Here is a 12833-nt window from a genome sequence, read left to right as displayed (position 1 = left end):
CTCAGACCGCAGATCGCTCGTCCGCATCGGTTCCGGTGCGGGGGCCGGTGCTGTCCAAATCCGTACTGTCGAGCTCCGTGCCGCCGAAATCCGTGTCGTCGAAATCCGTGTCGAAATCGTGGCGAGTGAGCGGAAGCGTGTGAGTGTCCCGCCGGTGCCACCACTCGCAGTCCGGGAGTTCCCGGCGCCACCGCGCCGGCGATCCTGCGTACAGACCGGGACGCCCGTCCGCGCCGATGGCGGATTGGATCACCACCGAACCCATACCCACGTAGGACCTGCTCGGAATGTGAACGCCTTTCGCGACGATGCACGAGCTCCCGGTCAGGCTGTTCTCGCCGACGACGATCGTCCCGATCGTGGGTCGGTTCAACACGATATCGAGTTCGTGAGACTGGAAGATCGACCTGATACCGCCGATCGCCGCCCCGTCCGAGAGCTCGATGCGCCCCGAACAATCAAGATAATGCCGGTTGGTGATACCAGCGGACTCACCGATCCTCAGCGTGCCGGCACGATCGTCGAACCGCTGGTACTCCGGCGATGCGGTGATCGAATTGAACAACCCGATCATGCTTCGAGGACCGACCTCCACCCGGTTCATCCGTCGAAAGGCACTGAACGGCATGAGGCTGACGTCGTCGGCGATCTCGAATCGCCCACAGGACAGGACCAGCACCGGCCAGATCACCGCGCTCGCGCTGATGTCATTGCCGAGCGCGTTCAAGAGCCTGTTCTTGAGACGGCACGGAGGAAAAAGCCACACTCCGACGGACACAACATCTCTCAGAGCTTTCATCCCACGCCAGACCCGACTCATCGCACTGCCCACCCCTGGCGGAGTCTCGTCGATTTCGGCAGCCCGACCGGCAGGGGCGTGCTCAGCATCGTGATCCCCCCGGACGATTCCCGCGATAGCCGCCGCAGTTCCATTACCCTTCATGATTCTCGACCTCCCTCGTTCGAATGACCGCACCCGACGGACCCGCGCGTACTGCGAGCGCCTGTGCGGCCGTCACATGTTGTGTCGATTCCCGGGCCAGCTTCCCCAGACCCGATCTCCCCCGGCCCAACTGCCACGGGCTCTCCCTCCACGGTGTGAACCACACCAGCGCCATCCCGACGGAGAGGATCGTGGCGATGAGATAGAAGGCGCCAAGACCTGCGGGAGAACCGATCACGAGCGCACCGACAAGCGATCCGACGAGTGTGGCGCACACCGCGAAGGATCTCAGCCGCACGACTTCGGCACTTCTGTTCTGCGACCTGAGGTACACCCCGATCACGAGGAGCCATCCGGTCGCCGCGTACTCCGCCGCGACGATCAGGACCACATCGCGAATCACGTCGAACGATTCGCCGAGCACGCGATGACCCAGATGCGCGGGCAGTAGATAAAGAACCAGTCCTGCCACAACCGAGCACATCGAGGTGAAAAGGGCGAGCTTCGTCAGCGATCTCCAGATCTCCCGGGGCTGCTTTCCGGACCGAATGGCAGCCGGGATGACGAGCAGTGGAATCGAACTGCCCAGGATCGCCACCGGCGCCAGGGCGGCGGTGGCCCCCCGAAGCGCGGCGGTCGCGTAACTCCCGATGACCACTGTTCCGATGAGGAGCACCGCGAAGAACGCGACCTGCTCCAGCCCCGCATCGACGCCATACCGGATCCGGCCCCTGAGGTCGGCGCGCACCCACCGCCACGTACCCGAGAACTCCGGGACGACACGCAGTGCCGCGCCGAGGCCGATGAGCGATGCCACCGCGAACACCACCCAGCCCGCCAGTAGCCAGGCCGCAGTCAGCCACACCGGATGCCACCAGGCAAGCAGTAGCGCCGCCACGCTGCCCGCGCACCACAGACCGTCCCAGACAACCGCGACATGCGCACGACCCAAGGCAATCGCGCAGTAGCGCAACGTATCCTGCATCAGGATGATCGGCAGTGCGAGCGCGAGCAACAGACCGAAAGCCGGGTGGCCGAGCGCCGCGCCGGCGACCAGCAGCACCGGCGCACCCAGAACACCGGCCACCAGCGCGGCGACCACAGCGTGCCGCCCGTGGTGTCTTATCGCCGATGTCCCCTCGCCCGCTGACAGAAGCAACGGGGTACCGAGCGCACCGCGGAGTATGCCGATCGCCGCGGCAGCCAACGTGAACAGCAGCGACAGGGTTCCGAAGTCGTCGATGGTCGACACCGCGGCCATGGCGAGGAGAACCACACCGTTGCTGACACTGGACAACAGCTGATCGACCGGTGACGCTGCCGACCTCGCCGCACCCTGGAACTTCATGCGCATGCCCCCGCCGCGGACCGTGGGCCTGGCGTCGGCAGGAGGATCACCTGACGGCACCGCCGGTGATGCCTACACTGTCTGCCGGAGCGAGCCGGATCAATCATCCCATTCATCGCAGACCGCCGACCGCCACGTACTGCAGGTCTTGTACATAGGGCGAGGTCGTCACGGCCGGCCCGCCCCCCGCCGTCGCGACCGTGCGGCCGTCACGCGTCATCTCGATCGTCACGCCGCCCGTGCCCAGCGGGAAGGTGCAGTAGTCGAGTCCCTTGGACACCGTGCAGTGCCGTACCTCTGACCCCATGCGGACCGTGATGGACGACGGTTCCACGCCGTAGGCGGTCACCTCGATCTCGTTCCGTGCCGGCATGCTGTCGGCACTGAGTTGCATGAGCTTCGGTTGCGAGAAGGACGGTGCCGCTTGATATCGCTGCGTTCGGTATGTCGCGAAGACAACGTCTCGGCGAATGGCCGGCGACGACCCGCTCTTGAATTTCGCGATGTGGTAGGCAAGCATGTCGAGGACCCGGTAGCCGTGGCGCAACGAGGGTGCGACAGCCGAGGTCTCGGCATAGTCGTTCCACGTCATGATCTGGACGATCTCGGGTTTGATCTCCTCGGCAGCCGCCCACCCGGAACGCATCGTGAGGCCGTTCATCGCCTCGAAGTACAGTTGCGCATAGGGCCGGTTGTCCTGAAAAGCCACCGGCGACATGATCTTCAACCCGAGCGCTCGGCTGCGTCGGGCCAGATCCGGCCACGCGCCTCGCCTGGTGTCGTCGAGTGAGTACGCGTTGGGGCTGCGTCCGCCCCATGACCCGATCCCATAACTGATGGCGGCGAACTTCTCCAGATTGGCGCTCGTATCCAGGAGAATCGGAAAGAACACCGCCGACACACCGCGGGCAGACAAACCCTCCAGTACCTGCCTCCACCACCCCACTGGTCGCAGCTCCGCACGAAACGCACTGAGTACCAGGCGACCGTCGGACAACCGATATGCTGCGGGCATCTTCGCGTAGTGCACGATGTCGTCGATGAACGACGACATCGGCTGATCCGTGGCCACGGGGCCACCCATGTCCATGGTCAGCATGATCGAGAACCTCCCGGGCGTGCCGGCCGCAGCGAGGATCCCGTCCACGACGTCGGACCGGCTCCTGGGAAGGATGACGTCGACGGCGAAACCGTCGATGCCCACCGATTCGGCCTGGGATATCTCGAGTTCCACGTTCTGTTCGGCCCATTTCCCCTGCTTCGAGGGCTTCCGAGGAAGTGGCCGGTCCCGAAGGTAGCCGCCGTAGGACATGTGAATCCCGTCCTCGCCCGTCGGATCGAGGTACTCGGTGCGGTAGTAGTCCGACTCGGGCGGCTCGTTGTCGATCGACACCGGAAAGTTCGGCATGTAATGCGCGAACACCCTCGGCCCTGTCGAATCCGGCAGGTCGAGCGGGAGGTACTCGGTGGCTACCGACGGTGCGTCGACGGCCGACTCCACAGAGCGGTGGCAACCCGCCAGGGACGACGTGATCAGGATCGCCGAGATGGTGAGCCGCACAGCAACTCTCCGGGTCGAAGACCGGGCGGGCGTCCTCCTGCGCACATCCGTCCCGCCGACGGCGTGCGTCCGGACTTCAGATGTAGACACCGTTGACAGTGGAGGTCTCATGAGCCCTTGTCACCACCACTCCCAGGACGGGTCGTCCGAGCGTCGACACCTTCGCTGCCGCCTCGGCGAGGGCGACCTTGCTCGTCTTGCCGGGCCGCACGACGATCAGCGCGGAACCGCCGCTCTCGATGGCGATATCGCATCCGGCCGACTCCGCCAGCGGTGGAGCGTCGATGAGGGCCAGGTCCACCTCCTTGCCGATCTCGGCGATGCGCTCGCGGGTGGCTTCCAAGCGTGAATCCGCGAACGAGACGAGCACCTCATCAGGATTCACCGGTTCGGAGGTCCGCGGTTCGGGCGGAGGTGAGTCGCCCGGCCTGATCACCACGGTGGCATCGCCCACCGACGCCGATGCGACCGCGAGTACTTCGGTGACCCGCGAGCTGTCAGCTGCGTGGGAATCGCCGAACACGGTGACGATGCTGCGCTTGCCGACCTCGCTCTCCGGCACCAGCGAGAGCCGAGAACGAATACCGACCAGAGCGCGACGAGCCGTGTCAGAGATCGCGGGTTCGTCCGATTCCGCGCGTGCGACCAGTGCGCGGCCATCCCCGTGCGCTGCTCCGTGCGCTCCTCCGGCCGAGTTCGACTCCACGCTCCAGGCGTCGAACACGGCGATCACCGGGGCGCCGGCCAATGCCTCGATCTGCCGTCGCGACCGCACCCGGGTGTCGTATCTCTCCAGCAGGTAGACGATCGACGCCGAGATCAGCAGCGCGAGCAGCACCGCCACCGACATCACGAGTCCGGTGGAATACCCCGACCGGACCGCGGTGTCGCCGCTCGCCGTCTTGACCACCGTGACAAGTGGTTTGACGGCGGGGTCGTACTCCACGTTCTCCATTCTGGCGACGTAGCGGCCGAACACACCGGCATAACCGTTCGCGATGTTCGCCGCCTGCTGGGGATCGGGGTCGGTTGCCGTTACGACGATGATCACCGTGTCCTTGATGTTCTCCGCGGAGACCTTGGACACCAATTCCGTTGTGGAGACCGGAAGTGAGAGTGTGTCGATCACCGATTTGGCCAGATCGTCACTGGAGAACAGGTTCATGTAGGTCTGCGCACGCTGCCGAGAGAACAGGTCACCCTGGTATGCGCTGGCAGATGACTTCACATCCGGTGCCCGCAAGAACATCTGGGCCGATGCCGTGTACGTCGCGGGTTGCGAGTTGGAGAAGATCGTCCCCGCCACGACGCAGAGCGCCAACGACACCAGGACGACGGGCCAACGCCGCCGGATCACGTACCAAGTGAGCCTCAGGAATTCCATTTTCTCGTCCGTTCTCTAGCGCGAATGCCGTCGACGCCACTGTTGCCGGCGCGGTCGCGATGACACCGCGATCGCCACGGCGGCCAACATTCCGAGGGTTCCTCCGACGGCGACGTGTACCAGCACGTTCGGTGCACTCGCGGAGCTGGGCGCCGATGCACCGGCGACCACCACCGGTTGCACCGGCGATGCCGCCGCCGTCACCGATGACGGCGACTCGAGGCTTCTCAGCACATCGATGTAACCGGCAGCCGTCGCGTTGGCCTCGTCGGCAGCTCGTGCCGCCGAGTCCGACGTCACCGTGACGTCGAGCATGACGGTCTCCGGAACAAGCCGACCGGTGACCCGTGAACCCAGGTCTGCCTCGGTGGTCTCGAGTTTCGCCGCCGCCGGTCCCAATACCGCCGGCGTGGTCAAGAGAGCCAGGTATGTCGGCATCCGCTGTTGCGTGAACTGGTTCCCGTATGAGGTCTTGGTGTCACCGCCGGTGAGACTGGCTATCGCAGCACTCGATCCCGAGGCCGCGCTCCCGTCGCCGATCATGTCGTTCCACACCGGCGTGGCGATGAAGATCCGCGCGGTGGCCGCGTAGGTCACCGGCTGAACCATCGAAAACACTGCGCCGAGGGACATTCCGGCCAGCACTCCGGCGAGGACGAGCGCCCAGCGACCACGCAGGGATCTCATCAGCTCCTGGTAGTCGTTCATCAGTGTCCCTCACCGCTTCCGACCGGAAATCCGAAAGCACGTAATCGGTCGATTATCTTATTGGCGTAGAACTGGTTTCCCGGTCCGTTGAGATGGACCCCGTCCGGTCCGAGCAGAGGATTCAGATCGATGCCGACATACCACTCTTCGGCAACCGGATCGATGACCTTGGCCTCGATCTTCTCCGCACTGCTCGTCAGCGCATCGCGGAGTGGTCCGTAGTTCGATGGCGGTTCACTCGTAAGATATGATGGCAGAATTATCACCGTTTTCGCTTGCGGGAACGCAGTTTTCATCCGATCGAAGTAGTCATCGATGGCTGCCGAGACCCGGGTGGGATCCATATCGAGATCATTGCGCCCGGCGTCGACAAGAATGTAATCCGGCCGGTGGATTCTGCGATCTGACTCGAGTCGGTCGATGAGCCTGACCGTCTTCTTGACCCCCGGATTCACAAATCCTGTTCCGCCTTGCGCATCCACCCGAACATGCCACCCGGTGCGCTGCATCAGCACGGCAGGGTATGCGTCGAACTCCGGATTCCCGGTACCGCCGGCGAAGCTGTCGCCGATTATCAACAACGTCGGCGCCGATTGCGACGCGGGAACCTGCCAGGCTTGCGAATCCTGTTGCGGCTCCGGCGCATGTACCCTCATCCACGCTCCCGTCACGGAGGCCAAGGCGACGATCACCGCCGCCACCACCGCCGCTGCCCTGCCGACTCGCGTCGCGTTCGGCCGCCGGCGTCCGCTCTCGCCGGGCGTTCCCTCATATCCGGACAACGTGACCTACCCGGTGATGGCCCGCTGCGCTGGGCACCGCGTGATCCGGCACGAGTCCCGTCGGCGAGTCGGGTACTGATCCGATGTCGGCATCGGCATACCGAAGAGAGTCGGGCAGCCATCGACGGTTGAAGATCCCGCCGGCCGGGGCGGGTTTGGCCCGCACGATGAACGCGAACATCAGGATGAAACTGAGAAACGACATCGCTTGCAGCAGTGATCCTCTGAGGAGGATCAGGAGGTAGAAGGGAAGAATCGTACCGAGCACCGTCGGCATCGCCGTGTGCTGCATCTGCGCATCGATCGCCGAATCGAACCGGTAACAGACATAGCCGAGGATCGCCATCCCGGCCGCCACCAGGATCCAGCCGCCGTTCAGGAGGAACTCGACCCACAACGGTGCCGAGAGGTTGCCGAAGGCGTATCCGCGGTTGTTCGCGATGTATATCCCGGTGTCCAACGGCTTTTCCGGCCACAACGACCGCGGGAACCACCACAGGAGTACGCCGATGAATTGACGTCCCGGCTCCACTCCCTCACGAGCGGCAACCAGCAGTCCGTTGTTGACCTGAGCGAATGAATCGAAGTCGGGCGACAGCAGCGCCTCCATCGGTCCGCTCGCCTTGAACTCCGCGGAGTCGGAGAATCTGAAGGCGTCCGCCAGCGGAAAGATCACCACGAACGCGAGGACAAAAGTCACGACCATCACCCGGAATCGATTGCTGGTGGAGAAGAACCCGAACGCCACCGCTGCCGCGAGCAACGCCGTACCCGAGAGGTACCGCGCATTCGAGATCGGATTCATGGTGTTCGCCAGCAGCAGGCCCAGGACGATGGTGAAGAACAGGCTCACCCGCCACATCGTCGGGGGGAACTGATGTCCTGCCGACGCCATGGCCCGGATCTCTCGTCGAAACCGCATCCAGGCCACCCAGGTCACCAGGAGGCTCATGCACGTCGCCGGGAGGATCAGGATCCCGATCGATCCGGCGGCCCATACCGACCGATAGGCCAGCACCGCTTCGACGCGGCTACTGGTGAACTGGATCACGCCGACGTTGGCCAAGTAGTAGAAGTTCACGAGGACGGTGACGACCGACAGTGCGATGAGCTTGCGGTAGGAGACCGAGACATGTGGTGCGGCGGAGGAGCTCTCCGCATCATCGGCCGCGGTGGACAGGCGCGCTGTCACCCGTGACGCGACGAAGGTCCCGATCAGGAACGTAACGATTCCGAACAGCACCAGGCCTGCGGCACTCGGCACCAGGTCCCACGACACTCTGGCGACCGTGGCAGGCGAGGAGTGATCGCGGATCTGCGCCAGAGGCGCCAGCCCCATGAACGTGTACGTGAACACCCAGAAGGTCATTTCGAGAAGCCGGCGCTCCCCGCGGCGAACCAGCCAGGCCAGGCGCATCGCCGCCACCAGAACGACCGGAACCAACAGGAGCCACAGACCCCCCGCTCTCGCCGGCCCGCTGACGATCACGTAGGCGGGAACCAGAACGCCGAACAGGGCGAAGACGCACAGACCTGCATATGCACGACGAACCGCTGACCCGTCGACGGGTTTCGACGGCGCGTCGCTCTCGGGTTCGCCTTCGGTCGGCGCATGGCGTTGTTCGTCATGGCGGGCGGCAACCGGCCGCATGCCACCGGCCAGTTCTGACGGCGACCACGGGACCAGCAGGAGATACCCACCGATCACCACCAGGAGCGCGCCGATGGCGAAACCGAAGGCGCTCCCGACGAGAGAGCCGAGAACGAGTGTCGAGATCAACGACGTCAGAAACGTGACACCGACGACGAGGGCCGCCAGTCTGTGGGCGACGTTCTGCCGGCCGGTCGCGCTCTGAGCGCGGATGAGCACTCGCAGCCACACCATCGCGCCAAACCCCAAGGCCACCAGGATCGTTGTGCCCCGCGACACGAACACCGCGTCACCGATGGTGCGGCCCTGCGGCCCGACAAACACCGAGATGCCGAGCGCGCATACGCAGATGCCGACCGAAGCGATGGACGCCGGGGGCGCCTCACGACCGACGACAACATACAGATCAGTCGGCGATGCAGTTCTCCGCCGTTGCCGCGCAGTCGAACTCAGCACATCGCTGACCACCAGCCAGGGCGCGTAGACCGTCGCGAGGATCGCAAAACCCGCGGCGCTGCCGAGTCCCGCACAGGACGTAGCCGCGACTGCCACGACTACGGTCAGCGCCGCCCAGATCTGCTGTATGCCCAGCAGTGCCGACGCGGACGTGTTCGGTGTGCCCAGAGCTCGTCTACGAATCACCGGAGGCCGCCCAAATCTCTCGGAAGGCCCCGTTGGCATCTGTGGAACCATGATTGGCAAAGACCTCGAAGGTCGCGAAGTTCCCACTCCACTGGCTGATTCGCGGGTCCTTGACAGTTGCCGAAGTGCCGTCCGGAAGATCGATGGTCGCGGTGCCCTGATCGATCCGGACACCCACGTCGTATTCGGTCTTGCCGTCGGTCTCGAGCTCGGCCTTCAAGAAGCCCTGCCCGACATACTGCAGGCCCTGATCCTGACTCGGATTCTGCACGGCGAGGTTCCAGTTGACGGGCGTGATCACCAAGTGGATCGAGATCGGCGGTGTCAGCGGGGGAAACTGTTCGGCCTTGATGCCCTTCGACACGACGAGCGCGATCGCCCCCATCGTTCCCTTTCCGGGCCGGAACACCCATCTCGCTCGCATCCCGGTCACCGGACTGAGCAGGTCGGGAGTACTGAGGTATCCCGCGACGGTCCCGGGCTCGGTGGGAGTGAAAGTCATGGCGCCGTCGACGATTCGCATTCTGCTCGCGGGCGGTACGTGGTCATTGGAGTTGGTGGCCGGAGCTCCGTCGGCAAAATCTCCTGGCAGGTCGCCATCCGGCAACGCGGTGAAGTCGAGCGACACCGAGGAGGAGGGCACCGGCTCTGCATCGTTGCGGACGAGCCCTGCGTACAGGACAACCGAGATGACCAGGGCACACACCACCACGAGCGCCGCCTTGATCGCCGAGTCCTTCTTCAGCGACATCGGTTTCATCAGCATCGCACTGCTCGATTCGCGTTCGCTGCATCATCATGACCGTGATCCCGACCCGCCGGCGCCTGATACTCCCGCATCAGCACCGTTCCGACATCGGCCATGCAGTACGACTCCGAGACCAGACGACGGGCGTGGGCACCGTGCCGTTCCACCAGCGCCGGATCGCACCGGTACCGATCGATTGCGGCAGTGAGGGCTTCGACCGAGTCATCGACGACGATTCCCGCCTCCCCCTCCGCCACTGCCCGGGCGAGCCCGCAACTGTCGGTGACCACGACGGGAAGACCGATCGACATCGCCTCGAGCACGGTCATCCCAAACGGTTCGTTGACCGAAGGCAGGACATACACGTCGGCCTCGGCCATACGCGGCAGAGTCTTCGACGGCTCGATCGGACCTTCCCATGTGATCCGTGACGCGAAATCCGATTCGCGGATCGCGCGTACCACCTGCTCGCCCTCCCCCTCGTCCGGCCCGACAAGGGCCAGCTCCACATCACCGTCGGTCTCGAGCAGGGCGAGCGCCGCCCGCACCAGGTGCATCGGTCGCTTGCGCTCGTGGAGCCGGGCCAGGAAGAGGACCTTCAACCGGCGGGTCTCCCGCGCCGGTCGCGCACGTAGATGCTGCGGCGGAACCGGCACCCCGTTGGCGAGGATCACCACTCGAGAATCACGCTCCACGACAGCGATTTCGGCAGCCTCGTCGTCGGTCAGGCAGAACACCGCCCGCGCCCGTCGCAGGATCGGCCTGATCAGCAACAGATCGAACGGCCGGCTCAGCAGTCTGTCGGAGGCGTCGATCATGCCATGCGTCTGCACGAACACGGGCTTGCGCAGGATCAACGCGATCGCGGCGATGATGGGTGTCACAAGATCCCGCGCGAGATGGACATGCACCACGTCGAACCGTCGCGCTGACCGCACAAACCACCACACCTGCCGCGGGGATGCCAGGCCTGCGAACCCGACCTTCGGCAGGACCGACACGACCCCGAAGAGCCGTAGAGGCACGGCGCCGACAGAAGTCGGCGGCTGGTCGAAACCTCGCGTCCCGGCGGCGACCTCCACGTCGACGCCCCGTCGGATCAGCTCCTCGGCCACATTCAGCGCGACACGCGTCGGGCCGCCGTACGCACCATCGGGGCTGAGAAGGGTCACCACATGAACAACACGCATCAGAGCCACCTCCCCGCCGGGTCGGTTGCAGCGGATGGCTGTTGCGCACCCGGCGAATACGCCACGGACGCGGACGCGCGTCCGCGCTGAGACGCCAGCCGCTCGCACCACTCCGCATACTGGTCGATCGCCGACCGCACACTCAGCACCTTGTGCGCGTACGCCGGTCCGCATGCGGCGAACTCCGTACACTGGTCTTCGTCATGCCCGAGTCGGCATGCCTCCTCCACCAGTGCGCACGGATCACCCGGCGGTACCACCGTGCCGGCACCCGAACTGAAGATCTCGCCGGCAGTGACACCGTTCGCGTCGACAGCACCGATCACGGGATGGGCGGCCGCGAAGTATGTGGTGAGTTTGCTCGGAACGGCCATCTCACGGACCCCGGGCAACTCATTGACCAGGAGGAGGTCAGCAGCAGCGACGATCGCCCTGAACTCTTCTTCCGGCAACGGATCGATCATGTCCAGATGCCCTCCGCCACCGGCCATCTCCTGAAGCCTGGCGCGCTGGTTGCCGTCGCCGACGAGCACGAAGCGCACCGGCAGATTGCGCGCATCGGCCAGCCGAGCTGCTTCAATGACATTGTCGAGTCCCTGCTTGAGGCCCATGTTGCCGGCGTGCAGGACGACGATCTCGTCTTCCCGCCACCCGTACGCGTGCCTGGTGCGCCGTGACATCTCCGCCGACACACGCTTCGTCCCTGCGGGTGTGAAGTGTGACCAGTTGCGGATCACCGTCACATGCTCTTTGTCGACGCCCATCTCCACGACGCTGTCGCGAAAGTGGTCGTGAATCACCGCCACCCCGGATGCCCGGCGGAACACCGTTGCCTCGAACCGGCTCACCGACGACGCGGCCGGCCCGAACGCCGACCCGGTTTCGCGTACGCCGAGTCCGTAGAGATCCTGGACGATCAATCCCGCCGGCACTCCCCGGACACGGGCACGTGCGATCACCATGGCGCTCGCGATCAGCGCCGGGGTGACGGCAAGGACGAGGTCGGGACGCGGTGCGCGCGCGGCCACGGCGTGCAGACCGAAGCTGACCTCCATCCTGAGTCGGCCCTTGAGCGACGGAACCGATGGGACATGGTGGTGAATTCGCCTGATTCCCACACTGTTCCGGGTCGATGTCGATCCGGATTCGGAGCCCCAGCCGTCGGCGACCCGCCATTCCGGGTAGTGCGGCAGGCCCGTCACGACGTCCACCTGGTGGCCGCGTTCGGCGAGCCCTTCGGCCAGTCCGGTCGTGTAGGGCGCGATCCCCGTCACCTCGGGTGCGTAGTTGATACCGGTCAGAAGTATTCTCATGGTCTCTCGACCTCTCTCCCTGTCGGAGCGATGACCATCGCGTCTCGATCGACGTCGTGGGTGACGAGGGCAGTCGCACCCACCAGGGCGCGGTCGCCGACCCGCACGCCTCGGAGAACTGTTGCGCGCGTGGCGATCCACACGGATTCGCCGATGGTGATGGGAGCGTTGTCGAAAGCGAACGATACCGAGAAGCGATCGTGGCTGCCGGTACACAGCAGAACACCCTGTGAGATACAGGTGTTGGCGCCGATCCGGACAGGTTCCAAGTTGAGGATCCACGCCTGCTCGCCGATCCAGGTGTCGTCCCCGACTGACAGCTTCCACGGCCAGTGGATGCGGACGTCGTGGCGGATCAGCACTCGCTCGCCGATGTCCGCCCCGAAGAGCCGGAGCACGGCGACCCGCGCCCGCGCCGGCACCCACCAGCACATCAGCACCGACCGCACGATGAACCACGCAACCTGGGTCACGGGACCGCGGCCTTTGTCGTAGCCCTCACCGCGGAAGTCCCGCAGTGCGAATCGCCCCGATGTCGACTCTGAGGTACGTGCAGTCATCGC

Annotated in this window: 11 protein-coding genes; all 11 read right to left on the bottom strand. The window is 65.0% G+C overall.

The features are described 5' to 3' along the window. Position 1: 1 nt before the first annotated feature. On the bottom strand, positions 2 to 943 hold the full coding sequence (locus tag H1R19_RS01365; RefSeq protein WP_219850374.1) for an acyltransferase: 942 nt from the start codon (positions 941 to 943) through the stop codon (positions 2 to 4). Beyond that, on the bottom strand, positions 933 to 2297 hold the full coding sequence (locus H1R19_RS01360) for an MATE family efflux transporter (protein ID WP_219850373.1): 1365 nt from the start codon (positions 2295 to 2297) through the stop codon (positions 933 to 935). The genes H1R19_RS01365 and H1R19_RS01360 overlap by 11 nt, the downstream gene beginning before the upstream one ends. Positions 2298 to 2403: 106 nt before the next feature. After that, positions 2404 to 3852: an endo-1,3-alpha-glucanase family glycosylhydrolase gene (locus tag H1R19_RS01355; protein ID WP_219850372.1), complete on the bottom strand. Its 1449-nt coding sequence runs from the start codon at positions 3850 to 3852 to the stop codon at positions 2404 to 2406. Positions 3853 to 3928: 76 nt separating this feature from the next. Further along, positions 3929 to 5236, bottom strand: coding sequence for a Wzz/FepE/Etk N-terminal domain-containing protein (locus H1R19_RS01350; protein WP_257865696.1), 1308 nt, complete (start codon positions 5234 to 5236; stop codon positions 3929 to 3931). 15 nt (positions 5237 to 5251) lie between these two features. Then, on the bottom strand, positions 5252 to 5944 hold the full coding sequence (locus H1R19_RS01345) for a YveK family protein (protein WP_188330872.1): 693 nt from the start codon (positions 5942 to 5944) through the stop codon (positions 5252 to 5254). After that, on the bottom strand, positions 5944 to 6636 hold the full coding sequence (locus tag H1R19_RS01340; protein WP_188330871.1) for an SGNH/GDSL hydrolase family protein: 693 nt from the start codon (positions 6634 to 6636) through the stop codon (positions 5944 to 5946). The genes H1R19_RS01345 and H1R19_RS01340 overlap by 1 nt, the downstream gene beginning before the upstream one ends. Before the next feature lie 76 nt (positions 6637 to 6712). Next, positions 6713 to 8929: a hypothetical protein gene (locus tag H1R19_RS01335; protein ID WP_219850370.1), complete on the bottom strand. Its 2217-nt coding sequence runs from the start codon at positions 8927 to 8929 to the stop codon at positions 6713 to 6715. A 79-nt stretch (positions 8930 to 9008) separates the two neighbouring features. Beyond that, positions 9009 to 9785: a hypothetical protein gene (locus H1R19_RS01330; RefSeq protein WP_188330869.1), complete on the bottom strand. Its 777-nt coding sequence runs from the start codon at positions 9783 to 9785 to the stop codon at positions 9009 to 9011. Continuing rightward, complete coding sequence (locus tag H1R19_RS01325) at positions 9779 to 10957, bottom strand: glycosyltransferase (RefSeq protein ID WP_219850369.1); 1179 nt, start codon at positions 10955 to 10957, stop codon at positions 9779 to 9781. Before H1R19_RS01325 ends, H1R19_RS01330 begins: the two co-directional genes overlap by 7 nt. Next, on the bottom strand, positions 10957 to 12270 hold the full coding sequence (locus H1R19_RS01320; RefSeq protein WP_219850368.1) for a glycosyltransferase: 1314 nt from the start codon (positions 12268 to 12270) through the stop codon (positions 10957 to 10959). Before H1R19_RS01320 ends, H1R19_RS01325 begins: the two co-directional genes overlap by 1 nt. Further along, complete coding sequence (locus tag H1R19_RS01315) at positions 12267 to 12830, bottom strand: LbetaH domain-containing protein (protein WP_219850367.1); 564 nt, start codon at positions 12828 to 12830, stop codon at positions 12267 to 12269. Before H1R19_RS01315 ends, H1R19_RS01320 begins: the two co-directional genes overlap by 4 nt. Positions 12831 to 12833 lie beyond the last annotated feature (3 nt).

Source organism: Gordonia jinghuaiqii (genome assembly GCF_014041935.1).
Taxonomy (GTDB): Bacteria; Actinomycetota; Actinomycetes; order Mycobacteriales; family Mycobacteriaceae; genus Gordonia; species Gordonia jinghuaiqii.
Note: the sequence above shows the minus strand (reverse complement) of the source record. Positions and strands in the feature narration are given on the sequence as shown.